Here is a 24731-nt window from a genome sequence, read left to right as displayed (position 1 = left end):
GGACACAATAAGATTGCTCTAGACCCACCCGATTCCTGCCTGCTATTATAGTCAAGTGCTAAAAAGGAGGTCCGGGATGGAAGAACAAAAGTATAAGGATCTGAAGCTTGGGGAGCGCGGGGCCATCATAAGCATCATCGCTTACATATGCCTTTCGGTCCTTAAGCTCGCAGTAGGATATATAAGTGACTCGGCTGCCCTGAAGGCAGACGGTTTAAATAATACAACGGATATTATCGCATCTATCGCCGTATTGATCGGACTGAAGATATCGCAGCGGCCGCCTGACCAGAATCATGGCTATGGCCATTGGAAGAGCGAGACGATCGCCTCCATGGTTGCTTCGTTCATCATGGCTGCTGTCGGACTGCAGGTGTTAATAGAAGGAGCAGCTTCCATTTTTGATGGGGGGAAGGAAACGCCGCCTGATATCATCGCGGCCTATACAGGCATCTTTTCAGCGCTAGCCATGTATTTTGTCTACCGGTATAATAAGCGGCTGGCTGATAAAATAAAAAGCAAAGCGGTCATGGCTGCGGCGAAGGATAATTTATCCGATGCCTGGGTGAGTATCGGTACGGCCATCGGGATTTTTGGTTCGCAATTGAAGATGCCTTGGCTTGATACCGTAACAGCCATCATTGTCGGGCTGCTGATCTGCAAGACTGCCTGGGATATATTCATACAGGCCTCACATGACCTGTCCGACGGATTTGATGAAAATTTGCTCCTCACATACAGCGACGAAATCCTGAAGGTGCCCGGTGTAAAGGGCATTAAAGCAATCAAGGGAAGGAATTACGGCAATAATGAAGTATTGGATGTAGTCATCCTGGTCAATTCAACCCTGGATATCAGGGAAGCGCATGATATCGCCACACATGTGGAAAAAGTGCTGATGAAGGATCACGGGGTTTACGATGTCCATGTTCATGTGGAGCCTAATTAAGGGAAGGAAGGGGCAGTTTAGACTGTCTCTTTTTTATCGTTAAGGGGGATCCTGGTTTGATGGGGCTGTTGATTTCCGTTCCAGGCACTTCGCTTTCCGCGGGGCGGAGTTGAGCCTCCTCGGAGCAAGCTCCTGTGGGGTCTCAACTCTTCCGCTATTTCCCGCAGGAGTCTACGTGCCTTGCACTCCAATCAACAGGCTCTTTGAACATTGTTGGGCAAAAGCTACAACTTCCAATAATTAATCCAAACAGACTTAAAAAAGGAGGTCCGGAAAATCTCTTCCGCACCTCCTTTTGTCTGTCAATGAACCAAAAAGGGTCCCTTATTCATTTCTAGTAAGCAGCCCCATCCAAAATATTATCCTAATCTATTAAGCAGTCCTAACAATTTCCTGGTCTATCAAGCAGCCCCATCCGCAAATTTCAAAAGCAGATGTGACAGTTTCTCTTTTTCTTCCTCATTTCCGGCTTTCCATAATTCCTTCAGCAGCTTTTCTTCGCGGTTTTGCGGGTCGACATTTTGAGCAAGATACTCTGCGATCTTTTTTGCTGTAGCGGCAAGCTGCTCTTCATTTAAACCGATCTTCTTGCCAAGCTCGATCCGCTCCGCCAGGTAGCCTCGGAACTCGTCAAAGCTGCTTAAGATATCCGCTGCCTTGTCTTCTGAGATTCTGCTGACAGTATCCTCAATATTATTCTCGTTCAGTTCGCCATTCTCATTTACCATATGGTTTTGTTCTGACATTCCTGATCCCTCCGTGTGATGAAGTCTATGATTCTTCAATACCTCGCCCATTCGTCTTTTAAACTAGCAGGCTTTAAACCTCTGTTGCCTGCAGTGCTGCTTCCTGCCTGAGGATTTTGCGGAATGACAGCTTTGACAGCAGGATGCCGACTTCATATAATCCGATCAGCGGAATGAGGACGATCATCTGCGAAAACAGATCAGGCGGTGTGATCAAGGCAGAAACGACTGCAAGTACGATATAGGCATACTTGCGCATCGAGCTTAACTGCTTTGGTGTGACGATATTGATGGTTGTCAGGAACATCAGCATCAGCGGTACCTCGAACAGGAAGCCGAATGGAATGGTGGACATCATCATGAATGAAAAATATTCCCTCGCTGTGATCATCATATCAAAATGATGATTGCCCAAATTGATCAGAAACCGGTAGACGGTAGGGAAGATGATGTAAAACCCGAATGCAATGCCTCCGGCGAAGCTTAAAAAGATGGCAGGAAGGTACATGACTGTGGTTTTGCTTTCTTTCTCAGTCAATGCCGGCTTCACAAAGATCCACAGCTGGTAAGCGATGAAAGGGAGGGAGAGGCCGAGGCTGATGCAGCCGGCAATCCCGGTGTACAGCCTCACCACATCCAGCGGCCCCAGCATGACCAGCTTATATTCCTGGGAAAGGAGGGGGAGCAGCTTGTTAATGAACACGAACGACAAGATAAAGCAGGCTAGAAAAAAGATCAGTGACCGGATGATTGCTTTCCTGAGATCGGTTATATGTTCAACAAGTGTTTGCTCATCGGTTTTCATTGTAATCCCTCCCTGCTGTTAGATCTGCTGGTTCTTATCCTTGGACAGATCCGCTTTTTTTGCTGTGTCTTCTTCATCGTCATCATTCATCAGGCTGTTGGCTGATTTCTTGAACTCGGATAAAGTCTTCCCGAAGGCTGAACCGATTTCAGGCAGTTTTTTCGGTCCAAAGATGATCAGGGTGATGACGAGAATGATGATTAAGCCGGGAATGCCGATATTAGTGAATCCCATTTCTTTTCACTCCTTTTCATTTATACAAGGGCTCCGCCTTGTTTGCTGTATTTGATGATGCCTTCTGCGGCACGGTAGGCAAATGCGCCGACAGTCCCGGTAGGATTGTAGCCGCCATTATGGGCAAATGCAGATGCTCCGACTACAAAGACGTTCTCTGCATCCCACATCTGCAGATAATTGTTCACTGCTGACGTTTCCGGTTCAGCCCCCATGATGACACCGCCAGTGTTATGTGTGGTCTGGTAAGGGACGATATCATAATGCTCAAGCGGACTGCGGTCATTGACCAGGTTTGCGCCCATTTCCTTCATGATATTGTCGGTGATCTTGCCGATATAGTTATACAAATTCTTGTCCTGCTGGGTGAAGTCATACGTCAGCCTCAATAGCGGAAGCCCGAATGCATCTTTGTAGGATGGATCAAGATCAAGATAATTGTACTGTGTCGGCATGGATGCACCCTGGGTCCCGATATTCAGGTGGCGTGTATAATATTTAACAGACTGCTGCTTGAATTCTTTACCCCATCTTGGCGTATCCTGCGGCACCGGATTTGTCTGGATCGGGCGCTTTCCTGATTGATTCAGGGAAATGGAGCCCCCATGGATAAAGTCGACTTCAGAATGGTCGAAATTGTCTCCGTTATAATCATCGACAGAGGCACCGAGTGCACCTGCTCCCATGAATGTATTGAACTGCTCTTCATCAAAGAATCCGGTTGAGCCCGGCAGAATCTGATAGCAGTAATTTTTCCCGATGACGCCCTGTCCGGTTTCCGGATTATAAGGTCTGCCAAGGTTTGAAGACAGCAGCAGGCGTGCATTATTCATGACATAGCTTGTCAGAACGACGATGTCTGCTGGCTGGATGAATTCTTCCTTTGTCAGCACATCGACATATCTGACTCCGGTTGCCTTCGTTCCGTCATGAAGGACCTCGGTTACATTGGAATAGGTGCGGAGCTCGAAGTTTCCAGTATCCTTTGCATAAGGGATGACTGAAACTGTTGGATCCGCTTTTGCGCCATATTCACAGCCGAAGCGCTCGCAGAAAGCACAGTACTGGCAGGCTGCCATTTTGGCGCCATATTGGTTCTCATAAGCCTGGCTCATGTTGGCAGAAGGCATGTGGTAAGGCTTCATTCCCAGGTTCTTAGCCGCATCCTTGAAGCGCTTGGTGAGAGGCGTTTCCTTCATTGGCGGGTTTGGATAGGGATTGGACCTTTTGCCGCCGAACGGATTTTCCTCGCCGCCGATGCCGGCTGTTTTTTCAAAAGTATCGTAATATGGTTCAAGTTCATCATAGGTGATGCCCCAGTCCTGTACCTGGAGGCCCTTTATTTTGTTTTCGCCGTACTTTGCCACCGTTTGTGACTTGATTTCAAAATCATAAGGCAGGAAACGGAAGGTATGGCCATTCCAGTGCACACCTGAACCGCCAAGCCCCTCCCCAAGCAGGAACGATCCAAGCTGGCGCATCGGCAAAGCCCGTTCCTTTGCAGTGTTTCGGAAAGTGAGTGTTTCTTTTGATAAATCCTGCATCAATTCGTAGCGGATCGCGTAGCGCAGCTCATCGTGGACAACATAATAGTCCTTGACGCCCCTTTCCTTACCGCGTTCAAGCCCGACAACCTTCATGCCCTGTTTAGCGAGCTCGGCGGAAATGATGCCGCCTGCCCATCCTACTCCGACTACCACTACATCTGTCTTTGGTAAAGTTTTTGCCATGATATCCCCCGATTTCTATCTAGTTTGTATAAGAATGAAGTGCTTTTGGTTCGATTTCCATAAATTCGTCTGATTCGATTTTGTCTATGTAGCTCATCTGATGCCCCGGGAAGTCCTTCATCTTCCAGCCTTCCATGCCGATGTTTCCGCTGTAAGCCGGATCCGCATAGACTCCTTCTATCGTTGCGGCCCTGAGCTGATTGAAAAAGGTCTTGGAAGACACGCCGCGTATTTTAACTTTATCAGCCTCAAAATCTTTCAGAATCTCATCCTGCTGATCTCCTTCCAGATCGGCGAAGCCCTTCGTGAACTTCTCCTGGCTGTAGGATTCAATCCGGTCAATCCCGGTATCAAACATTTCATTCCTCTTAAGAGGCGATTGATAGCCCTGGAAATTGGAGCCTGGGAAAAATGGGCCCTGCATATACTCCCGTGCATTATTGCCCCACGCACCTGCCAGCTGATGGTCGATGAAAAAGGGCACCCCGAGTTCGATTGCGCCAGGACCGGTTTCGTCCTGTGGATAAATGCGCTCGACTGCCTGCTGCAGCACTTCGAATTTCTGCGGGTTTGTAAAATAAAGCGGTGCCTGCTGATGTGAATTGGACGAGCTGTGTCCTTCAGAGTTGGAGCTGGACGCCTGTTCAGAACCGTTCATCCTGGATCCGATCAGTCCCCCGAGCAGCCCGCCACCAACCAATCCACCTGCAACATAGCTGGAATTGCGTATGAATTTACGTCTCGACATTTTTGAACCAGTCGATTGGTCAGCCATAATTGTTCCTCCTTCTTGAAAAAAATATATTAAATAGGAAAGAAAATACTCTATCAAGCTTCCACTCTTGTTTTTCTACTAAACATAGAATGCAGGATTCTTTTTTGAATTGATACTTTAGTCCTAAATAACTGGGATAACAATTACATTTTTGGAGAAAGAAGTGCCGCGGGTTTTTAAGCCAAGGATGTCACCTTAAAAATTCAGGTTTAGCTTAAAAGTCAAAGTGGAACTGTTATATGTAATCAGCAGAAAGAAAGAGGGAGATAGAATGTTAAAAAGAGCGATGGTTGTTTCCGGTCTTGTACTCAGCTTGGCAGCCTGCGGCGGCGGGGAAGAAAGCAGCGGCGGCGAAAGCAATGGAGGCGGCGGTGAGGTAGATACGGCAGCTGCAGAGGAAACCTTCCAGCAGAGCTGCGCATCCTGCCATGGCGGTGATCTCAGCGGCGGAGCTGGTCCTGCCCTGGAGAATGTTGGAAGTGATTTAAGTGAAGAAGAAATCCGCACTAAGATTGAAGAAGGCGGCGGCGGAATGCCGGCTAACCTGATTGAAGGCGAGAAGGCTGACAATGTTGCAGCTTGGCTGGCAGAAAAAAAATAATAAAATATCATAAAAAAAGCTGGCATTCCGGGAGGGAGGCCAGCTTTTCTGGTTGTTTTTTTACAAAAATAAAAAAGGCAGGCCATCCAGCCTGCCTTTTTTCTCAGCACTTCAAAGTACATGGGGGAAATCGGTTCTAAGTATATCGGTTATATACTGTAGTGCCTTTTGTCCTCCTTGCAAAATCCGTGCCTTTTGCATCGCCAATGTCTAACGGTGAAGTCGCTGTTAACCTTTTCATCGTTTACCAGTCCCTTCTGTTTGTTATTGGCTTTGCATTATACATATACCCGGGTGTACAAGGTTAAAACATTTAAACCGCAGAAATATCTGGAAATAATTCTAGCTGCCGAAGCTGTTGATCATGACGAGCATGGTCACAAGGCCAAGGATGAAGGAATAGGTCGAGAACCGTTCGTTTCCATCCCCATGGCTTTCCGGTATTAATTCCTTGTAGATGATGAACAGCATCGCGCCGGCTGCAAAGCTCAGCCCATAAGGAACAAGTCCCTCAATATTGCGGGAAAGGAAGTATCCGATAATGGCTGTCACGATCTCTACCATCCCGGTCAGTGTGGCAACGGCCAAAGCCTTCCATCTGGAAATATTCTGATTGACGAGAAAAAGAGCGACCAGAAATCCTTCCGGCGCATTCTGCAGGCCGATGGCAAATGCGATCAGCGGACCAAGCTCACCGCCGTCAGATGCATAGCTGACACCGACCGACAGGCCCTCGGGCAGATTGTGGAGTGTAATGGCTGCGACAATCAGCACGGCCTTTTGCTCCAGTTTCATATTCAGCTTGGTATGCTCCAGATCGATATGCGGTGTATGCTTTTCCAGAAAGTTCAGCACAAACGTCCCCAGGAGGAGACCGATGGTCAGAACAATCATATTGGAGGATTCAAGCGCCTGCGGTATCAAACTGAAGGTGGACGCCGCCATCATGATGCCTGCCGTATAGGCCAATAGCACATCCCGCCACTTGTGTGTGACGCTTTTGAAAAAAAGGATCGGAATCGCTCCGGCCCCTGTTGCCATGGCAGAAAGAATGCTGCCGATAATTGCCTCTTGCATGATAAGCCCCCTGATCTTTGCCAGACTGAAAATATGCAGACGTTTAACACAGATAATTTGTGTTAAGTATACAGCCAACCATAAGGCAAATAAAGTATTTTAATTCGGGCATGCACAAATTTTGCTTTTGGGCAAAAAAAATAACGCCCTCCAAATGTGATAACGGGTTTAGTCCAGGAGTGCAAACATGATATAACACATAGGAAAACCCACATGAATTCACAATATCATTCACAGTGGGTTTTTATTGATATACCAATATATTTGCGAGTTTAAGTCATTCACTTTTTCCCAATTCACATATCAAATCATAGTATGTAATGAGTTTTGTGCGAAAATTTTAGTGAGTGCATTATGTTGCAATTACGAAGGTTATTGGGAATATATGTTAAAGTAATATTAGAAATATATATCAGAGTTTATGAAAAGATTTACTTATGCTAACGGGGCGGGTTAGTGAAACAAGCACTGTTATTATAAAGGAGAGATTGATATAAAAAAGCTACTAATATTTTTAGGCGTTGTCTTCTTTCTCATACTAATACTATCTATTCTTGGCCCCTATAACCTTTATAACGAGTTAAATGAAGAAAAGGTTCTTACACAATTTATTTCTGAAGATAAAACCTTTCAAGGCCTTAAAGTAATTAAGTTGGACTATCGGGGTTCAGATACCTATTTCATTCAGGCTAAAGATGGTAATGACGAAATTAAAAATTTTATAGTGATGAACTATCATTCCTCGGTTATGAACGGGCATTGGAAGGTATTTGAACAAACATCAACTGGAAATAATTATTGATTGTACATATATGATTATCCGGGAAAATTGGTAGTTTTTCTATTCCACAAAAGGGGCAGTTTAGTTGAAGAAGGGTAAGCCTAACCTTATGAAGAAATTTAATATTAAAAGGTGGTTTATAGATGGAATTATATGAAAAAGTAGACAAAGTAAAGAGTCGAGAAGATTTAATCAAATTTATAAAACACTTGAGAACGGATTTACAAACTAATAGGGCAGAGTGGGAGAATATAACACTTGAAGATTATTTAGAAGCTATGGAAGATTGGGTTAAGGATATGGACGGCTATTATTTGAATACAAATCAACCTGTTCCTGAGCAACCGTCTTGGAAGACCATTGCTGACATACTATTTGCTTCAAGAATGTATGAATGATATTCAACTACCGGGTTTGTTGACCAAGAAGGATTTTTACGGAAATTCATCAACAAACGGAGCAGGATAGTTGAAGAGTAAAAATCTAGTGTTTTCTTAATTAGGAGGATAAATGATTGAGCGACATATGTTTTTAAAGAGTCTTATCTCCTTAAATGATATTAAAACAAAGTCTTCTGAAGAAATAGTAGAGATAATTGCAACAAATTTATATAGCAACGATAACTTGAACATTAGAGATCCAGATACATTCTACAATCTTCCCGTTATTATTAGAGATATTATTTTATTAATTGATTTTGACACTGAAGTTACAATGCAAGGGATATTAGGTTTTTTAGAAAATTCAACTGGTTTATATTTTAAAGATACAATTAAAACCTTTGAAAAAATCCAAGCGATAGAGGACTACAAAATCCTAGATAAGATAGAATCGGTATTGAAAAAATATTATATATCAACAAGTGATTTAAGAAAGAACGTAAATAATCAAGGATTGTACAATATTAATAGTTTTTCGAAACTACATGGTCCCGATTATGAGAATATGGCAGAAGAGATTTCGAGTTTGGCCGATAATCTATACATATCTCATGAAGAAAGAAATGTGTTTGACCTTCTTACGGAGTATGTGAGTAGAGAGAAGAAATTCTTGATTCTAGAATTAGAACTATAGACTAAAAATCAAAGGTAAAGCGTCTAGAACTTCTTGCTTCTTCGACTAACGATGCAGGTTAGCTGAACAAGAAATTGAATAAATTACTTATAATATCAGTTATTGAAGAAGTGGAAAAATAAAAATCGGAATTTTCTTAAACTAAATGAGGGATTAGATGAATTACCAACTGTATTTTAGTTTACCTGTTTATGAAAAAGCTGATTACTGGGTACCTTTGATGAAGTATTTCTTAGTGCAATCAAATACTATTGAAATTCATTGTTGGAATGAGGAAAAGGGTATTGTGAAAGAAATGCAAACTATATTAAAAGGATCATTCGAAATATCGAAGGAGTACAACCTTACTTTATTCAAGGGAAATTTAACACCGGATGTTGTAGATTATTTATTAATTAATAATGTAAATGTAGAGGGGAAGATAAAGTGGTTCTCAATTTTTTTAATGAATAATGCCACTACCATTTTTCATTCCGAACATTGGGGGAATGAGTTTTTTGCACCCAACGTTAACAAAAAAGATATCGCATTCATCAAATCAGTAATGCCGAGTGGGACGAATTTCCATCAATATACTTAGCTATATACGATTCACTAGATCAATTAAAGGATTCTATTTGTCCAGGATAAATTGAGGCACCTTTTATTTTTCAATAAACGGGGCAGGATTATTTAATATATATAAATTCATTCTTCATTTCTGAAATGTCCTCATTGGACTTCTCCAGCAATGCTTCGTCAAGATTTGTTTTAAAACATATAAGTTAGAATCATTGAAACTATATCGGTTTTTATTCGTAAGTCTTAAGAGGAATGAAAGAAAGGGGGATATGGATGGTTTTAATGCTTCTTATGGTTGCAGGGTTACCAGCTATTTTATTTTCTTTCGTCCTAATTCTCTTTTATAAAGCGTTTGTTAAGAAGAAAACTTTAACTCCTTTTTACACTCCACTTGATGAAATTACTGGACAATCTCAAGTTGAATTTCACGAAGAACAAAGAATTGTTGTAGTAGATGAAGATCAAGGAGACGATAAGAATAAGAATAAAATGAAAACAAATTCCTAAAGTGAACAAAATTTAAACTAAACCTCAAACTGTTTAGTTACTCTTCAACAAACAAGTGCTTATATTCCAGAACAGCTGCCGATTCAGGCGGCTTATCTTATATAACAAAAGGGGCAGGATTATTGAGTACTAACAGTTCTATTATGAAAGATGTTAACGATAGGAAGTGATTATAAATGTCAGTCTTCATTCAAAATAGTCATATAAGCTTGATTAACTCGATTAAGTTTAATAAGAAAGATTTCACAGTGTTAAGTATTGGAGTTATGTTAAGAGATTTTGAAGGTTTTACTAACAATTTCATAAAAGCTACACTTAAATTTCCTTTATACTTGGTTTTACCAATGATGTTCATAGATGATGAGGAAATAGGACAAATGAAACTGCTTAATATTGAATATCAAATAAATAAAAAAAGTGAATGGATGACTCTCAAAGTAGAAACAAATGCTCAATTAAAACTAATAACGGGATATTGTGAGTGGTCTGCTTGTAATGGGGTTGGCTCGTTTTTGTTTGAAGGTAATGGTATCCATTATGATGATTTATGGCCAAATGTGGAATGGATTCATCCAACAGAGTTCCCTAATCTTGATTGGAAAAAGGTAGCAACGTTCGTTGATATACATGAAGTTGGATTCACTGTAATAACTAATGATAATAGAATCAATAGTACAATAAAAATGTTAAATTACATTCCAAAAGAGTACCAAATTGACCTTGATAACTGTGATATTTGATTTCAGTGTTACTTACAGTAAAGCTGCTACACCAGGCAGCTTTTCTTATTTGATAAAAGGGGCAGGTTTGTTTAATTAGGGCATAGTTGTAAAAGGAAACTTAGGTTGGTTTGCAGAAGATAATTACAGAACATTCTAAGGGGGCTTTTTATGATTAGTGATCTCTGGTTTACTGTACAGCAGATAGACGACAAAACGTTTGCAATAAGTGAATACGGCCATTGGGAAAAAGTACATTCTTTTTTGTTAGTGGGTAGTGAAGAGGCAGTTTTAATTGATACAGGTCTTGGAATTGATAATATAAAACGAATTACTGACCAATTAACTACCTTGCCAATTAACGTTATTACAACTCATGTACATACGGATCATATAGGAAGTCATGGAGAATTCGAGAGGATCTTTGTTCATGAAGGCGATACAGATTGGTTAGTGAATGGAATTAAAGGATTGTCTTTAGAGAGAATAAGAAAGGATATTAGTAGAGATATAACCATCCCTACACCTAATACATTTAATCCTGATACATACCAGCCATTTCAGGGGGAACCGACAGGTATGCTAAGTGATGGAGATGTTATTGAATTGGGTGATAGAAGGTTGTTCATCTATCATACCCCTGGGCATTCTCCTGGTCATATAACCATTCTTGATGAAAGGTATGGGTACTTATTTACTGGAGATCTACTATATGATGAAACTCCAATATATGCTTTTTACCCTTCAACAAGCCCTGTTGATTTAGTGAACTCATTAGACAGAATAGCCGGTATATCAAATGTTTCTATGATTTTTGGATCACATAACACTTTAGGGTTGAAACCAGATATTCTAAAGGAAGTAAAAGCTGCAGTAGAATATCTCAGGGGAAATCAGCTTGATAAATTCGGAACGGGCATACATAAATTCAATGGCTTCAGTGTGCATTTTTGACAGTATATAATAAGGGCCGGGTTACTAAGTATCTGGCAGACAAGGTGGCCGTATTATTCGACTATATAGGGGCAGATTTGTTGAAGATTCCGGTCGAAATTAAAGTAAAAAATATATGGGGGATGGAGATATGGATGTGAACTTAAAGAAACTTATAAAAGAATTGGAAGAAAGACACACAGGACTTGAAGTTCGTACAAACCGTGAAGAGCTAGATAAATTACTTGCAGATGATTTCTTTGAAATAGGTAGTTCTGGTTATATGTTTGATAAAAAGGAATGTCTGGAATCTGGTGTTGTGCTAACTGAAATGTCACTCCATAATCACGAGATATATCCGTTATCGTCAGACGTAGTTTTATCCACTTATTTTGTAGTGGATAAAACTAGAAATCGGAATACACTTCGTAGTTCCATATGGAAACTTATAGATGGTAGATGGCAATTATATTTCCATCAAGGCACAAAATCTCCATTACAATTAAGAGATGTTTTAAAAGGCACCAATTGAAAAATTGTGCTGACGGGTGCTTATATTCCAGATCAGCTGCCACACCAGGCAGCTTTTCTTATACCATAAAAGGGGCAGTTTAGTTCAATTAGCAATCAACGTGACTAGAGGTTATTATTATGTATTAGGAGATCCATTGTCCAATAAATGAGTAGTACAGCTGTTTCTAAGTTGATAGGAATGAATCTCCTTGAACTATCATAAATCGATTGCTTGTGTTTGAATAAAGTCCTTAATATTAGTTATCTCGATACCTTTAGTCTGATATTTCTCAAGCATTGTATTCAGCATATCTCTTTTTACCGAAAATATGGAATCCTCCAAAATAACTACTCGATAACCCCTGTTTATTCCGCCCAAAGCTGTCTTGTAAACACAAGAACTGGCATCTGCACCAACAATGTAAAGGGTATTAATTTCATTTTTTATGAGATGATTTTCAAAATGTTCCTCAGAAAAAGCATCAGTGCGGAGCTTGCTAAAAACGTTATCCGATTGAACGGATAATTTATTATATAAGTCAGCTCCATCACTATCTGCCTGATACATACCACCAGAAATCAATGAATTCAAAGGGTTTTCAGTAAACTCTTGCTTTGTGTAAATAATCTCCATGTTAGCTCCATTTGCGTATTCGATAGCTGAATTGATGTTAGCCATTAACGGTTTAGTGTTGCCGTATTCGGATATTCCCAAGGTGTCATTTTGGATATCTAATACCAGAAGTGCGCTTTTGGGGCTATCATATTTGGCGATTGAATCGCCCTTTGTGGCACTGGACAAATATACCAACCGTAAGGCTATAATCCCTATACAAAGTACCATTATTCCTATAATACTAATGATTGACATACGAAGATTTCTCCTTTTATTGTTTGTTTTCATACCAATCACCTCTCATTTATTTATCGTTTGGGGGTGTAATAATAGTTGCAAGAATACGCATATTTTGTTCCTTGACCGATGTGTTTCTTGTTTGATAAGGAGCAATTATTTCTTTTAACTTATTTCCGATCTCTAACATTTCTTCACCAGTTGCATAGATAGGTACTGCGCTGAAACCCGACACATCCTTAACAATATTTATAGAGGGTTTTTCAGCGTAATTTTGAAACTCTTTCATCAATACAATGATAAAGTTCGTAAACATTTTAAAGTATGCTTCACCATTGTTTTGCTCAATGATAGATTGGTTGACATTCAAAAAGCTCTCATTCAATGCGTAAACCTTCTCCGTTACAGCGCGGACTTTATTTTCTGCAACAATCTTTAAAATTCCACTATCCACCAAACGATTTAATGTGCGATAGAGCGTAGCTTGTGGGATATCGTTGTGTGTCGATAATAAATCTTTTGCTGTACATTCACCTTTTTTTTGGATAGAAAGAATGATTTGACTTTTAACAGGGTTAACTATGCAGTCCATTATTTCCTTAATACTAATATCCATGTGGATAATCACTCCCTAACATTATCTTTATGATTATATTCTCATTTTGATAACATAAAAGTCAATAGGTTTTCAATCAGGATATACCATAATAGGGGATAACGGGATTATCTTTGGTGATTATTTAACTAAAACGAGGGTCGACTAGGGGCGTTTTTTTGTTGGTAAAAGGAAAGTTTGTGAAGAAAAGTACTTAAACTACCGGGTGCTTATGCTATAGATCAGCTGCCAAACCAGGCAGCTTTTCTTATATAACAAACGGGGCAGGTTAATTAACACTATAAAGTGAGCCTTTGGCTTACTAATTATTATCAAGGGTTTGATAAACTTAAGTAGGTATATGGAGAGGAAATCGTTTATGAGTACGAGAAAAAAATCATTTGTTCGCTGCTAGTGACGATAGGTCTTATCTTTAGTTATTTGGCACTACAAAGTAATTTGATGGACACAAAAATAGGTTACTCTTTTGTTGCTATCATTGGATTTGTAGAGGCTTATATCGTTGCCAAAAGAAAGGAATAAACGAGCTTAGCTTGATACTTCTACTGTCCAGTTAAAGGGTGCTTATAATTCCAGATCAGCTACCAAATGATACAGCTTTTTAATTTTTATAAAAAGGGCAGTTTAGCTAAAGAAGGAAATATCTAAGAAAGTGAGAATTATTATGTAATTGCTTTACATATTCCACAAATAAACATTTAGAGGTGACAAAGAATGCCAAACAGTAAAATTAAAACCTCTTATTTCTCGCTGGAAGAACTTTCTGAAGGTGTATATGCAGCGATTGCCCGAAAAGGTGAAGGTGCAATGGGGAATTCGGGATTTATTGATATTGGTAATGAAGTGGTTGTTTTTGATACCTTTACTACCCCCAATGCTGCAAGAGAATTACGAAAAGCAGCAGAAGACATTACACAAAAAGAAATTAAATTTGTTTTTAACAGCCATTATCACGGAGATCACACTTTTGGAAATCAAATTTTCGAAGACGTTACAATCATCTCAACACTAAAAACAAGGGATTTGCACGAACATAAAAATATTATTCTTGATCCACACAAAGAGATGGAAGAAATGAAACAATATTTAAATCAATTGGAGGAGAGACTGGAGCTTGAGCGTAATCCAGTTTTACAAATTAGCATTAAAAATCAATTAAAGGAAATGACAAAAGTCTACGAGTCAATTCCTGAACTTCATATTGTACTTCCTAATGTGACTTTTGAAAATAAGTTTGTTATTCACGGTAATACTCGAAATGTTGAGTTTTATTGTTATGGGGGAGGACATACTCCTAGTGACGCATTTCTATATTTACCTGAAGAGAAAATCGCATTTATGGGTGACATCGTATTAGAGAATCTACATCCTCCTATTTACAATTCTCAAGAATTTATTGATAACTTAATAAAAATCTCTAAGTTGGATATTCAAAGAATCGTTCCAGGTCACGGTAACTTAGTAACAAATAGACAAATAGATGTAATGTTAAACTATTTGCAGCACCTTAATGATAGGGTAAGTCTGGCTTTGGAGAGAGGGCAACAATTTGAACAAATTTTAGCTTTAGAAACACCTGAAGAATATTCAACTTGGACAGGTATTGATGGATATAAGAGAAATTTAAATACTATATTCAATGAACTCAAGTAAAACTGTCTAATATTTTGAAGAAATGCACTTAAACAATAGGGTGCTTATGTTATAGATCAGCTGCCAATCCAGGCAGCTTTTCTTATATGACAAACGGGGCAGGCAAAAAAGAAACTTAATACAAATTACAGACAATCGGTGTAAAGGAGCATTATCCTGTGGGGAGAGAAGATAGAAAAAAACGATTAGAGTTTTTAATCCAAGCAAGAAAGCAAAAGGAGGAAAAAGAGCAAAGAGAGAAGAGAATTGTGGAGATGTTAGCACTGTTTCCCGGAAAGAATAATGTTGAAATATTAGATGAAATCCAAAGTGACAAGATTGAAAGAGATATGACGGACTGTTTTCCAATTGCATCTTGGGGAAGAATTGATTGGGAAAAGGTAAACAATAAACTTATTATTCCAACAAAAGAAACTTCAAGCATCCCTACTATTTTATTGAATCAATCAATGGATACGACAGTTCCTGTTTACTTGATGGTTGGGGAATATCAATATCCTGTTGTTAAGACAACTTTGTTAACCATACTTGAATGTATTGAAGGTGTTATGTATATAGGACCAGACCAATGGATTTATTGCCCTTCACTAAGATATGTCATTGAATTTTGTCATGATGATGAAGTTGGCATAGGGTGGATGTGATGTTTTATTGTAATATTGGTGATGATTGTGTTTGATATCTGCTGTCATGGCCTGGCGGTTTTTCTTAATCTATAAACGGGGCAGATTTGTTGAATAAGAAATGTTCTTAGTCAGACCATAAGTGGGCAGAAAAAGAGTGGGAGGATTAAATGACAAATCGAATCTTCAATGGACAAACTGAGTCGCAATTTAAAGTATTGGCTGAAATAAGTACCATTTCTGAGATAAATGGAATTGAATTTTGGTTGCGTGGTGGATGGGCAATTGATTTTTTACTTGGAAGGATGACTCGTCCACATGACGATATTGATTTAGTAACGTGGATAAAAAATCGGGAACATTTAGAAGATGAACTTGTAAAATCTGGATATGAGAAGACATCTGTTAAAGAAGAATTTCGTGATAGGCAGTCTGATTTTCGCAAGGAAAATGTAGAAATTTCATTTTGCTATATAACCCGTTTAGCTGATGGAGAGCTTATAATGAATGGCTTACCTGAATGGATATGGAGACCAGACTCTCTGCTTCCACAAACACTTTTTTTGAACGGAATATCAGCTCACGTATTGCATCCAAAACAACTTTTGGAAGAAAAAATGGTCTATGAACAAATCGGTCGGACACCACGACAAAAAGACTCAGAAAGCAAAAGGATTTTACGCCAAATAATAGATGAAACATTGTTTTAGATTGTGAAAAAATGTACTTAAAGTAAAGGGTGCTTATGTTATAGATTAGCTGCCAAACCAGGCAGCTTTTCTTATATAAGGGGTACAGCCAACATTTCGGAAATTTTGTACGTTAAGCAAAATTCGACATAAAAAAAGCCAAATACCTATACGCTAAGGGATATGGCTTATATTATGGATTAGTTTTTATTTAAGGGTCTTAATGAATTAGCTGGTAATCTATTTGAATCAAATTTATATTCTCCAAGGAAATTAATATGTTCCCATCCTAAAGGTGAAATGTGTGGAAGTAATTCTTCTTTTAGGACATTTTTTTTCCTAAATTCCTTTGTTACTTCACTTAAATACACAGTATTCCATACGCTTATTGCATTGATTAATATATTTAATGCGCTAGCTCTTTGAAGTTGATCTTGTATGCCGCGTTCTCTGAATTCACCACGTTTACCAAAAAATAAAGCTCTAGCCAATCCATTCATGGCTTCTCCTTTATTTAGTCCACGATGTATCCTTCTTCTTAATGTTTCATTTGTTATATAGTCAAGAATAAAAATAGTCTTTTCAATTCTTCCAACCTCTCGAAGGGCTGTAGCTATTTTATTTTGTCTTGCATAAGAACCTAATTTCCCCATAATTAATGAACCAGAAACTTTTCCTTCTCGAATTGAATGTGCCAGCCTTAATATATCATCAAAATTCTCTTTAATAACGTTTGTGTTAATCTTACCTCGAAGTATACCTTTTATGTTTGGAAAATCATTAGAAGAAGAAATGGTATATAATTTAGCGTCACTTATATCTCTTAGCCTTGGCGCAAAACGAAATCCTAACAAATGACTCAATCCGAAAACTTGATCCGTGTATCCGGCTGTATCAGTGTAATGCTCTTCAATTGTAAGGTCAGATTCATGATGTAATAATCCATCTATCACATGTACAGCATCCCTTGCATTTGTATTAATAACTTTTGCATAAAAGGAAGAAAACTGATCACTTGTAAAACGATAAATTGTTGTACCTTTTCCAGTTCCATAATGAGGATTTGAATCTGCATGTAATGATGATACTCCGACAGGGACACGCATACCGTCTGAAGATGATGCTGTCCCATCTCCCCAATATGAAGCTAATGATAGACGGTGCTGATAATTTACCAGTGTAGCTTGAGCACGAGTCATAGCGTCTTCATGTAATCTCCATTGCATAACATTGGCCATTTGGCGATATGAAATATCAGGAGTTGCTTCGGCCATTTTAGTTAATCCAATATTTGTCCCCATCGCCATTAACGAAGCCATCACAATAGACTTTTCTTCACCTTTAGGTGATTGATTTGAGGAAGCGTGAACAAATGATTCCTCAAATCCAGTCCATTCAGCTACCTCCATTAATAAATCAGTGAGTTTAACTCTTGGAAGCATATTATAAAGCGATAAGCTGAAATTTCTAGCTTCTTCAGGAGTATCAGCTTGAAGTCTCTCAACATATATCTTTTGTTTTTCAATGTTGATACTTTCAACTTTATCAATATTTTTGGAAATCCATTGAAGTTTAGTATTTAAAGTCTCACATCTTTCCTGTATATACTGTTCAAAACTTACATTAACAGCTATATTAGTCCCTTTAATCTTTGCTTTTCCCCAATCATCTTTTGACACTAAATATTCTTCAAAATCCTTATGTAATCGACTACCTTCAACCCAAACATCACCAGAACGGATATAGTTTTTGAGTTCAGTTAAGGCAGCCATTTCATAATATTGACGGTTAATGTTACCTTCATCATCAAAAACATGTTTTTGCCAACGTTTAGGAACAAAACTTAAAGGTGAGCCATCAGGGATTTTCCTTTTTCCAGAATCATTTAATTCTCGTATGGTATCTAGTGCTTTCATTAAAGGTTCTGCTGATTTAGTAGATTTGAACTCTAAAGAATCCAACAGGCTTGGAGTATATTTCCTTAAATAGTTATATCGAGTTTTTATTAAATCGAGATAATCATAATCCATTGGTCTTGATAATAATTTAGCTTCTTCAATCGATTCTACAATTTTCTCCCAAGGCATAACTTGCTCTAGTGCCACATAGGGATCGATTCCTTCATCTTTGGCATTAATTAAAGCCGTTCCTATATCTGCGTAATGCACAACTTTTTCATTTACTGACTTTCCATTTTGTTTTTGCATCTCCTCTTGAGTTTTTCTGCCTTTTGCTTGTAACACCATCATTTGTCTATCATGAATTTCAATGGCATGGTCAGTTAAGTCTTGGGAAAGAGTGATTAAGTGAGCACCTAATAATGCATATCTTTTATCTTCTTTAAATCTTCTAAAAGAATGGGGTTCATACCTAGCCCAAATTCGTGCCAATTGTAAAAGTCTATTGGGGTGTATTAATGCCGTATCGGCTGCAATATTTATTTCTTTAATGTACTTTAATCTTTTTATGACCTTTAAAAAAGAATCTGTTGACGACTGTCCTGGAATTTCCCGAAGCCAAGCTAATTGGGTTTTATTATTATTTACCGTTAGATCGATCAACTTTTCTAGTTCACGCTTATGTCTTTCAGAAAGATTATTTGTATGGCATATAATTTTTTCTCTGCACGCGTTCTTGTTAGCCAAACCATCCTCTCAATTGTTGGTATTGCAGGAAGGATTATTTTTTCCTTTCTTAATAAATCGATTGCAGTACGTACTAGATACATTGAATTTCCATTTTCCAATGCGGACTTTAAAAGAACATTAGAAATTGTCCGATAATCACTGTTATTAAAGTTTCTATATCCATATACTTGACGTATTTCTTCTAAATGCTCACGCCTTGTTGTATCACGTTGAGCATATGAAGAGTAAACCTCAGGATCTACATTAATTTGATTAGCTACATATTTAATAAGGTTATCGGGTATTTCTAATATATTAATTAACGTGCAGCCGGGGTTTCTAAGAATGCATAATTGAAGTGCGAACCCCAATCGATTATGATCTCTTCTATGACGATTTATAACATCAATATCATAGTCCGATAGACTGTAATAAGAAGTAAATTCATATTCCGATTAATTATTAAGGTTTAAAATTTCCTTTCGCTGTTCTGGTGTCAGCAGTTCTTTCACACTCAAGTTAAATCAATCCTTATAAATATTTTTTGTATGAGTCTAATTTACTTTGTCTAAATATCTATACAGTGAAGTTTTGCTGAGTCCCGTTGCTTCTGTAATTTCGTTGATTGTATAATCCTTACTTTTATACATTTTTATCGCAATTTCAACTTTGTCCCTTTTCTTCGATGGTCTGCCACCTTTCCTTCCTCTGGATCTTGCTGCTTGAAGCCCTGATTTTGTCCTCTCACTAATAATATCTCGTTCTAACTCTGCAATATTTGCCATTGTACGAAAGAAAAACTTCCCCATTGCAGTTGAAGTATCAATACTGTCATTAATAGAGACAAAATCTACGTCCATATCATTGAATAATTCACTAAGTTCAATTAGATGTTTTGTAGAACGCGAAATACGATCAAGTTTATATACAACAATTTTGTCGCCACTGCGTAAGACTTTAAGAAGTTCTTCTAGTTGGGGTCTATCTTTTCTAGCTCCGGTCAATTTTTCTTTATAAATTTTTTCTGCTCCAAATTTTGTAAGGGCATCAACTTGCATATCTAAGTTTTGTTCCTCCGTACTTACACGTGCATAACCAAATATCACCATTCATCACCTGCAAAAGTAGTTTATAACCCTATATTAGCACCAAAAACGGTATTAGATATTAAAAATGTTACTTTGATTTTAGGAATGAGTTTTGGTTCTATAAATTAATAGAAATAGGTTGTTTTTTTTAACATATTTATTGGTACCATAAACGGTCGTTTGTGGTATCTTTATGTAGAAAGGGAAATGGATATTTATGTTAACTTTAATAAAAGATTGGGATATTATTCAATAAAGGTATGGGTGTATTAATGGATAGAAAAACATTATGGGGTTTAAGGGTTCAGGAATTTTATAGAAAAATGATCAGGTACTATTCAATAATTGGTGCGAATGTTGTTTATTTTTTTCTGATCATTAGTAGTATCTTTATTTATTATTTTCATTTATTTCTTCAGTGGATACCTCCTCAAATATCTGTTGAAGTAATCTTATCACTATTTGTAACCTTCATTTTAAAACAGACAAAAGTCCGTACTTTTGTTAAAAGGGCAGATATAATCTTTTTGTTGCCATTAGAATGGGGATTAAAGCCGTATTTTATTAAATCACTTATATATAGTTTTGTTATTGATGTTATTAAATTGGTAAGTTTCATAACTGTTTTTTTATCCCTATTTTTGCACACAACTAATATAAATCTTCTCTTTCTTATTTTTATAGTGGGGATTGCTGCTTATAACATTTTAATGAAGTGGACTGAACAATGGTTAAAGAACAATGTACAATTTGTGTTACATAGGCTAAATAGGTTTTTTTCAATATTTTTAATGAGTTACTTTTTGTTTAATAATGACTGGATTTTTGAGCTTGTTTTAATGAGTATAAATTTCGTCTATTTAATTTATTTTATAGGAAAAAAAAGAAATCTGAATTGGCAGTGGCTAATAGTTGAAGAAGAAAGTGCCTTATTAAGTAACTTTAAATTTATTAATATTTTCATGGATGTCCCTAATCTTAAACGTTCGTTTCGGAAAAGGCGTTTGCTTACTATGATTCTGAAAAGGTGTATCCCATATAGTCAAAGTAGTACATTCGTATATTTATACTCACACTTGTTTGTAAGATATAATGATTACTTTTATCTTTATTTAAGACTAACTGTAATTGGCATATTTGTTAATTATGCTATGCCATCAAGTGGTTGGATCTTTAATCTTCTCATTTTATTTATGACTGGATTTTAAGTAATTCCTTTACAACATGAAATGAAACAAAGTGTATTACTTTATCCTATTTCAAAATCTCAGATAAAAGATTCTTTCTTAAAGTTTGTCTTGGTCATACTATATGCACAATTTTTCATTCTATATTTCGCAATGTTCATGCATACTTCTACTGCTAACTTATTCAATCTTGTAATTGGAAGTTTATTTGTTTATGTATTTGTATATTTCTTTGTATCAAAGAGAGTCAATGTCTCAGGAAGTGCCTTTAAAGAATAGCGTGGTATCCAACTAACGGAGGCTTCAGCTTAACAAGCCAAATAAAAAGTCGGTTCCTTAGCGTGCTGGAATCCGACTTTTTAGGTTGAAATTTGTTTAGCGTACAAAATTTCCGAAATGTTGGCTTTACCCCTATAACAAACGGGGCAGGTTTGTTGAAGGAAAATACTGCATGATATTTAATATCTAGCTTATCGAGGTGATTAGTTTTGCAAAAATGCGAGAAATGCAATGCACATTTTAGTTGGAGTAAAATCTATAAATCCCTCTGGGGGAGTTATAAACCTATTCAATGTAACGAATGCGATACAACACATAAGATAACAATACCAAGCAGGTTAATTTTCGTCTCTTTAACTATTCTTCCAATGCTCACCTTCGGTCATTTTCTATCCCCCTTTAGGAACATCCTTGCGACACTTGGCATAGCTATTTTTATTTTAATAGCTGGTTCTTTGTTGGCTCCTTTTCTTGTTACTTATAAAGAGTCTAAGTGAATAATTAAAACAGGGGTGACGAGTGTGAGAAAAGTTCATATCTTGCTTTGTGTTGGCTTAATCATATTAATGTTAGGAATATATTTATCCTCTTTTTTTCCACGCTTTGGGTAATAGTCGGCACGACACTTGCGATACTCGGTGGTGGCCTAATGGGTACTAGCTCATATTTTGTTTCCAAGCCTAACAAATAACAAATATCTTATTGAACTAATGAGGGTCTTGGCTTTCTGTTTAATTTCTTATGGAACAAACGGGGCAGTTTAGTGAAAGAAGAGCTAGCTGCAGAGTATAACAAATATATACTTATTGCTAAGTTGGGGGAGGGGAAAGCATGAAGATAGTGCAGCAGTGGAGCCAACAGGATAGTGAATATATAAGAAAGAAAGTAATCGAGCATAATCTGAGAAATATTCCTGATAAAGTAAAGCATCCAGTGAAAAAAGTAAGACAATATTCTGGGCGGGATAACAGGGACAATATTTTGGTACCATCTACATATAGATTTCTTATGGGTGGATGAAACTCTAAGGGGGAAAGGTTATGGAGAGAAGTTATTACAAAGCATCGAGGAAATTGCTGTAACTAATAAATGCAGATTAATTCAACTAGATACTTTTAGTTTCCAAGCACCAAAGTTTTATCAAAAGTTTGGTTATGAGGTGGTTGGGATAGTTGAAGAACACCCTGTAAAAGAATTTCAACAATATTTTCTGCTGAAGAGATTGGCTTATTAGTATTCTTCTTTAAGAGCGTTAATCCAAAAAGGGTTGACGTTCTTTTTGTTGAATATATGTTCCAAAAGGGAAGCTTTCCTTCTTTTTCAAAAATCACAGGAGGGATTATGTTGCATATATTGGAGCTTAGAGATGAGAAAAAGTATGATGGAATAGTAACAAAAATATGTGAAAGTAAAGATAAAAATACCAGGATCCTTTACTTCAACCTTTCAAAACACGATGAAGAGATACCTCCTCATATTCACCCGCAAGGAGAAGATAGTGCTTATGTTCTTCAGGGTTCCCTAAGTTATTACATAGACTTGGACGAATGTATTACAGTAAAAGCAGGGGAATTAGTTACAGGGTGGTCAAACGTAATTCACGGTTATAAAAATTTATCAGAGAATAATGTTCGTTTCCTTGTTTTTGCGACGCCTGAAGAGAATTTAACCGTTTACCCAAGCATAGATAGTTCACAGATAGTAAGAATACCAATTCAAGAACGCCATTTCATTTGTTTAGATAACAAAGTAAATATCGCTTCTAATTTTACTACTTACAACACCATAGAAATTAGTGGAAAATATTATGAAGAAAAAGAGGATGTCTTTAAGGTATTTTTAGACCTAGCCAATAACGTTTTGTATACTTTTGAAGATGAAGCTGTAGTAATCGAAAGTTTAACTCCTAAGAGGTTTTTGAGATTTTCAGAACGTAAAATATAAGATCACACTACCTATACTTTAATAACATAATTCATGATATGTACCAATGTCAGTTAGTACTTTGTGAATAATTCCACTGTAAAGGTGCTACTTCCCTGAACAACTGTCAATTTAGGCGGCCATTCTTATTTCACAAAAGGGGCAGGTTAGTAAAATGGAAAATACCATTTTTTCGAAACTCACCCCCTTGATTTTCCGTAAATATATATGCACATCTCGTAAAATAAATAAGTCATTCTAAATGGGGAGGAATTGATAGTGGAATTAAGTAATAAAAATCAAAAAGTCTCAAAAGTAGTATGGGCAATAGCCGGTGGACTTTTTGGTTCAGGAGTTGGAGCGATAATTGGAATAATAGCTTACAATAAACAATGGTTAGGATAAAAGACTAATTATCTATTCATTGTGAACAATTGTACTTAAACAAACAGGTGCTTTAGTGTAACAAGTTATTACAAAAAAGGCTTAGAGTTGGAAATACTCTAAGCCTTTTTTGACTGCAAATATACTGTGATTTGTGTTGTGAAATTTATGTGATTTCGATTTAACGTTTTGTACCTCATAAGTAAACCCGTACAAATGTGGAGAGCGTCATTTTGAAGCTCTCAGCCCCGGCTATCAATAACCGCTAAAACTTCATCAATGCTGGCATGTTTTTCAGGTGAAGGATCAATATGCTTCCAGAGCAATTCACCCTGTGAAGAATATAGCCATGTACCGCCCTGGATATAAACATCCTGCGTCTTCATCGATTTCATCACAAATTGCTTCTGTTTTTCTTCATCCGGGATAAAGCCTTTCACCTGGCCGGTGACAAATCCGAACCCGGCCTTTGCAAGAAGCTTCCACTTAGGCATCGTCTGATGGCCCATTCCTTTATACGCTGCCCGGGATGGATCACCGTAAATCGGAAACGGAAACGGCCCGAAATGCTCCAGGAATTGTTCAATGAACGCCCCTTTGGAAGGCGCCACAATTTTCACGTGAAACTTTTTATCTTCAATTTCTGCTATGCGCTCACGCAACTGCGCGAGATATTCCCTGCAGACTGGTCAGCCAAGGTGGCGGACAAAAACGAGCATCGTATCCTGTCCGCTGATTGCTTCACCCAAAGTGATCGTATCCTGCGAACCGGGGATCTCTAATTTGTAATCCATACCCATCCCT

Annotated in this window: 26 protein-coding genes and 2 pseudogenes; 17 read left to right on the top strand and 11 right to left on the bottom strand. The window is 37.8% G+C overall.

Features of this window, described 5'->3' with window-relative positions; all coding sequences use genetic code 11:
* Positions 1-76: 76 nt before the first annotated feature.
* Complete coding sequence (locus ABU165_RS16645) at positions 77-949, top strand: cation diffusion facilitator family transporter (protein ID WP_318060503.1); 873 nt, start codon at positions 77-79, stop codon at positions 947-949.
* 401 nt (positions 950-1350) lie between these two features.
* Here the strand turns inward: ABU165_RS16645 and ABU165_RS16640 are convergent, their stop codons facing one another.
* From ABU165_RS16640 to ABU165_RS16620, 5 genes are all read right to left on the bottom strand, one after another.
* Complete coding sequence (locus ABU165_RS16640; RefSeq protein WP_101551771.1) at positions 1351-1695, bottom strand: DUF3243 domain-containing protein; 345 nt, start codon at positions 1693-1695, stop codon at positions 1351-1353.
* Between the two features lie 73 nt (positions 1696-1768).
* The gene (tatC, locus tag ABU165_RS16635) at positions 1769-2500 is read right to left on the bottom strand and encodes a twin-arginine translocase subunit TatC (RefSeq protein ID WP_318060502.1); all 732 of its coding nucleotides are present in this window, start codon (positions 2498-2500) and stop codon (positions 1769-1771) included.
* A gap of 18 nt (positions 2501-2518) precedes the next feature.
* On the bottom strand, positions 2519-2734 hold the full coding sequence (gene tatA, locus ABU165_RS16630; protein ID WP_009792201.1) for a twin-arginine translocase TatA/TatE family subunit: 216 nt from the start codon (positions 2732-2734) through the stop codon (positions 2519-2521).
* A 20-nt stretch (positions 2735-2754) separates the two neighbouring features.
* Complete coding sequence (locus tag ABU165_RS16625) at positions 2755-4464, bottom strand: GMC family oxidoreductase (RefSeq protein WP_009792200.1); 1710 nt, start codon at positions 4462-4464, stop codon at positions 2755-2757.
* 19 nt (positions 4465-4483) lie between these two features.
* The gene (locus ABU165_RS16620; RefSeq protein ID WP_101551766.1) at positions 4484-5239 is read right to left on the bottom strand and encodes a gluconate 2-dehydrogenase subunit 3 family protein; all 756 of its coding nucleotides are present in this window, start codon (positions 5237-5239) and stop codon (positions 4484-4486) included.
* A gap of 271 nt (positions 5240-5510) precedes the next feature.
* On the opposite strand from ABU165_RS16620, the gene cccB reads away from it, so the two are divergent.
* Positions 5511-5840: a cytochrome c551 gene (gene cccB, locus ABU165_RS16615; RefSeq protein WP_022543358.1), complete on the top strand. Its 330-nt coding sequence runs from the start codon at positions 5511-5513 to the stop codon at positions 5838-5840.
* Positions 5841-6182: 342 nt separating this feature from the next.
* Here cccB and ABU165_RS16610 read toward each other — a convergent pair whose 3' ends face one another.
* On the bottom strand, positions 6183-6917 hold the full coding sequence (locus ABU165_RS16610) for a ZIP family metal transporter (RefSeq protein WP_094768163.1): 735 nt from the start codon (positions 6915-6917) through the stop codon (positions 6183-6185).
* 924 nt (positions 6918-7841) lie between these two features.
* Here ABU165_RS16610 and ABU165_RS16605 point away from each other — a divergent pair.
* The 7 genes from ABU165_RS16605 to ABU165_RS16575 all read left to right on the top strand — a co-directional run bounded on the left by ABU165_RS16605 (position 7842) and on the right by ABU165_RS16575 (position 12024).
* Positions 7842-8096 (top strand): DUF7660 family protein, encoded by a 255-nt coding sequence (locus ABU165_RS16605; RefSeq protein WP_318060501.1) that lies wholly within the window; start codon positions 7842-7844, stop codon positions 8094-8096.
* 112 nt (positions 8097-8208) lie between these two features.
* Positions 8209-8772 carry a DMP19 family protein gene (locus ABU165_RS16600; protein ID WP_318060500.1) on the top strand — a complete coding sequence of 188 codons (564 nt, stop codon included), beginning with the start codon at positions 8209-8211 and terminating at the stop codon, positions 8770-8772.
* A 157-nt stretch (positions 8773-8929) separates the two neighbouring features.
* Positions 8930-9352 carry a hypothetical protein gene (locus tag ABU165_RS16595; RefSeq protein WP_101553029.1) on the top strand — a complete coding sequence of 141 codons (423 nt, stop codon included), beginning with the start codon at positions 8930-8932 and terminating at the stop codon, positions 9350-9352.
* A 254-nt stretch (positions 9353-9606) separates the two neighbouring features.
* On the top strand, positions 9607-9840 hold the full coding sequence (locus tag ABU165_RS16590; RefSeq protein WP_101553031.1) for a DUF3951 domain-containing protein: 234 nt from the start codon (positions 9607-9609) through the stop codon (positions 9838-9840).
* A gap of 176 nt (positions 9841-10016) precedes the next feature.
* A complete protein-coding gene (locus ABU165_RS16585; protein ID WP_318060499.1) occupies positions 10017-10580 on the top strand; it encodes a hypothetical protein in 564 nt (187 codons plus the stop codon).
* A gap of 150 nt (positions 10581-10730) precedes the next feature.
* Positions 10731-11513, top strand: coding sequence for an MBL fold metallo-hydrolase (locus ABU165_RS16580; protein WP_318060498.1), 783 nt, complete (start codon positions 10731-10733; stop codon positions 11511-11513).
* 130 nt (positions 11514-11643) lie between these two features.
* The gene (locus ABU165_RS16575; RefSeq protein WP_318060497.1) at positions 11644-12024 is read left to right on the top strand and encodes a nuclear transport factor 2 family protein; all 381 of its coding nucleotides are present in this window, start codon (positions 11644-11646) and stop codon (positions 12022-12024) included.
* A gap of 198 nt (positions 12025-12222) precedes the next feature.
* Here the strand turns inward: ABU165_RS16575 and ABU165_RS16570 are convergent, their stop codons facing one another.
* Both ABU165_RS16570 and ABU165_RS16565 read right to left on the bottom strand, forming a co-directional pair.
* The gene (locus ABU165_RS16570) at positions 12223-12876 is read right to left on the bottom strand and encodes a cysteine hydrolase family protein (RefSeq protein WP_318060496.1); all 654 of its coding nucleotides are present in this window, start codon (positions 12874-12876) and stop codon (positions 12223-12225) included.
* Between the two features lie 49 nt (positions 12877-12925).
* Positions 12926-13474: a helix-turn-helix domain-containing protein gene (locus tag ABU165_RS16565; RefSeq protein ID WP_318060495.1), complete on the bottom strand. Its 549-nt coding sequence runs from the start codon at positions 13472-13474 to the stop codon at positions 12926-12928.
* 714 nt (positions 13475-14188) lie between these two features.
* Here ABU165_RS16565 and ABU165_RS16560 point away from each other — a divergent pair.
* The 3 genes from ABU165_RS16560 (at position 14189) to ABU165_RS16550 (ending at position 16460) form a co-directional block, all read left to right on the top strand.
* Positions 14189-15127, top strand: coding sequence for an MBL fold metallo-hydrolase (locus ABU165_RS16560; RefSeq protein ID WP_318060494.1), 939 nt, complete (start codon positions 14189-14191; stop codon positions 15125-15127).
* Between the two features lie 158 nt (positions 15128-15285).
* Complete coding sequence (locus tag ABU165_RS16555) at positions 15286-15771, top strand: CDI toxin immunity protein (RefSeq protein WP_318060493.1); 486 nt, start codon at positions 15286-15288, stop codon at positions 15769-15771.
* A 149-nt stretch (positions 15772-15920) separates the two neighbouring features.
* The gene (locus ABU165_RS16550; RefSeq protein ID WP_318060492.1) at positions 15921-16460 is read left to right on the top strand and encodes a nucleotidyltransferase domain-containing protein; all 540 of its coding nucleotides are present in this window, start codon (positions 15921-15923) and stop codon (positions 16458-16460) included.
* 179 nt (positions 16461-16639) lie between these two features.
* On the opposite strand, the pseudogene ABU165_RS16545 reads toward ABU165_RS16550, so the two are convergent.
* Both ABU165_RS16545 and ABU165_RS16540 read right to left on the bottom strand, forming a co-directional pair.
* Positions 16640-19584: pseudogene (locus ABU165_RS16545) on the bottom strand (Tn3 family transposase).
* 36 nt (positions 19585-19620) lie between these two features.
* Entirely contained in the window at positions 19621-20172 is a 552-nt protein-coding gene (locus ABU165_RS16540) for a recombinase family protein (protein WP_318060546.1), read from the bottom strand.
* A gap of 242 nt (positions 20173-20414) precedes the next feature.
* On the opposite strand from ABU165_RS16540, the gene ABU165_RS16535 reads away from it, so the two are divergent.
* From ABU165_RS16535 to ABU165_RS16515, 5 genes and pseudogenes are all read left to right on the top strand, one after another.
* On the top strand, positions 20415-21362 hold the full coding sequence (locus ABU165_RS16535; RefSeq protein WP_353762675.1) for an ABC transporter permease: 948 nt from the start codon (positions 20415-20417) through the stop codon (positions 21360-21362).
* A gap of 467 nt (positions 21363-21829) precedes the next feature.
* Positions 21830-22117 (top strand): TIGR04104 family putative zinc finger protein, encoded by a 288-nt coding sequence (locus ABU165_RS16530; RefSeq protein WP_353762674.1) that lies wholly within the window; start codon positions 21830-21832, stop codon positions 22115-22117.
* 334 nt (positions 22118-22451) lie between these two features.
* Positions 22452-22854 (top strand): annotated as a pseudogene (locus tag ABU165_RS16525) (GNAT family N-acetyltransferase).
* Positions 22855-22964: 110 nt separating this feature from the next.
* A complete protein-coding gene (locus tag ABU165_RS16520; protein ID WP_353762673.1) occupies positions 22965-23564 on the top strand; it encodes a cupin domain-containing protein in 600 nt (199 codons plus the stop codon).
* Positions 23565-23822: 258 nt separating this feature from the next.
* Positions 23823-23948 (top strand): hypothetical protein, encoded by a 126-nt coding sequence (locus ABU165_RS16515; RefSeq protein WP_262380675.1) that lies wholly within the window; start codon positions 23823-23825, stop codon positions 23946-23948.
* Between the two features lie 221 nt (positions 23949-24169).
* Here the strand turns inward: ABU165_RS16515 and ABU165_RS16510 are convergent, their stop codons facing one another.
* Positions 24170-24589, bottom strand: coding sequence for an AhpC/TSA family protein (locus ABU165_RS16510; protein WP_318060490.1), 420 nt, complete (start codon positions 24587-24589; stop codon positions 24170-24172).
* Between the last annotated feature and the right edge of the window lie 142 nt (positions 24590-24731).

Source organism: Cytobacillus sp. T106, from assembly GCF_040492155.1.
Taxonomy (GTDB): domain Bacteria; phylum Bacillota; class Bacilli; order Bacillales; family Cytobacillaceae; genus Bacillus_AB; species Bacillus_AB infantis.
The sequence above is the reverse complement of the archived record's forward strand: the minus strand, read 5'-3'. Positions and strand labels throughout refer to the sequence as shown.

What these genes read in the sequence shown, in the direction of transcription:
- ABU165_RS16645 (WP_318060503.1), top strand. Translation starts at nt 77, where the DNA reads ATGGAAGAACAAAAGTATAAGGATCTGAAGCTTGGGGAGCGCGGGGCC.
- ABU165_RS16640 (WP_101551771.1), bottom strand. Translation starts at nt 1,695, where the DNA reads ATGTCAGAACAAAACCATATGGTAAATGAGAATGGCGAACTGAACGAG.
- tatC (WP_318060502.1), bottom strand. Translation starts at nt 2,500, where the DNA reads ATGAAAACCGATGAGCAAACACTTGTTGAACATATAACCGATCTCAGG.
- tatA (WP_009792201.1), bottom strand. Translation starts at nt 2,734, where the DNA reads ATGGGATTCACTAATATCGGCATTCCCGGCTTAATCATCATTCTCGTC.
- ABU165_RS16625 (WP_009792200.1), bottom strand. Translation starts at nt 4,464, where the DNA reads ATGGCAAAAACTTTACCAAAGACAGATGTAGTGGTAGTCGGAGTAGGA.
- ABU165_RS16620 (WP_101551766.1), bottom strand. Translation starts at nt 5,239, where the DNA reads ATGGCTGACCAATCGACTGGTTCAAAAATGTCGAGACGTAAATTCATA.
- cccB (WP_022543358.1), top strand. Translation starts at nt 5,511, where the DNA reads ATGTTAAAAAGAGCGATGGTTGTTTCCGGTCTTGTACTCAGCTTGGCA.
- ABU165_RS16610 (WP_094768163.1), bottom strand. Translation starts at nt 6,917, where the DNA reads ATGCAAGAGGCAATTATCGGCAGCATTCTTTCTGCCATGGCAACAGGG.
- ABU165_RS16605 (WP_318060501.1), top strand. Translation starts at nt 7,842, where the DNA reads ATGGAATTATATGAAAAAGTAGACAAAGTAAAGAGTCGAGAAGATTTA.
- ABU165_RS16600 (WP_318060500.1), top strand. Translation starts at nt 8,209, where the DNA reads ATGATTGAGCGACATATGTTTTTAAAGAGTCTTATCTCCTTAAATGAT.
- ABU165_RS16595 (WP_101553029.1), top strand. Translation starts at nt 8,930, where the DNA reads ATGAATTACCAACTGTATTTTAGTTTACCTGTTTATGAAAAAGCTGAT.
- ABU165_RS16590 (WP_101553031.1), top strand. Translation starts at nt 9,607, where the DNA reads ATGGTTTTAATGCTTCTTATGGTTGCAGGGTTACCAGCTATTTTATTT.
- ABU165_RS16585 (WP_318060499.1), top strand. Translation starts at nt 10,017, where the DNA reads ATGTCAGTCTTCATTCAAAATAGTCATATAAGCTTGATTAACTCGATT.
- ABU165_RS16580 (WP_318060498.1), top strand. Translation starts at nt 10,731, where the DNA reads ATGATTAGTGATCTCTGGTTTACTGTACAGCAGATAGACGACAAAACG.
- ABU165_RS16575 (WP_318060497.1), top strand. Translation starts at nt 11,644, where the DNA reads ATGGATGTGAACTTAAAGAAACTTATAAAAGAATTGGAAGAAAGACAC.
- ABU165_RS16570 (WP_318060496.1), bottom strand. Translation starts at nt 12,876, where the DNA reads ATGTCAATCATTAGTATTATAGGAATAATGGTACTTTGTATAGGGATT.
- ABU165_RS16565 (WP_318060495.1), bottom strand. Translation starts at nt 13,474, where the DNA reads ATGGATATTAGTATTAAGGAAATAATGGACTGCATAGTTAACCCTGTT.
- ABU165_RS16560 (WP_318060494.1), top strand. Translation starts at nt 14,189, where the DNA reads ATGCCAAACAGTAAAATTAAAACCTCTTATTTCTCGCTGGAAGAACTT.
- ABU165_RS16550 (WP_318060492.1), top strand. Translation starts at nt 15,921, where the DNA reads ATGACAAATCGAATCTTCAATGGACAAACTGAGTCGCAATTTAAAGTA.
- ABU165_RS16535 (WP_353762675.1), top strand. Translation starts at nt 20,415, where the DNA reads ATGGGTGTATTAATGGATAGAAAAACATTATGGGGTTTAAGGGTTCAG.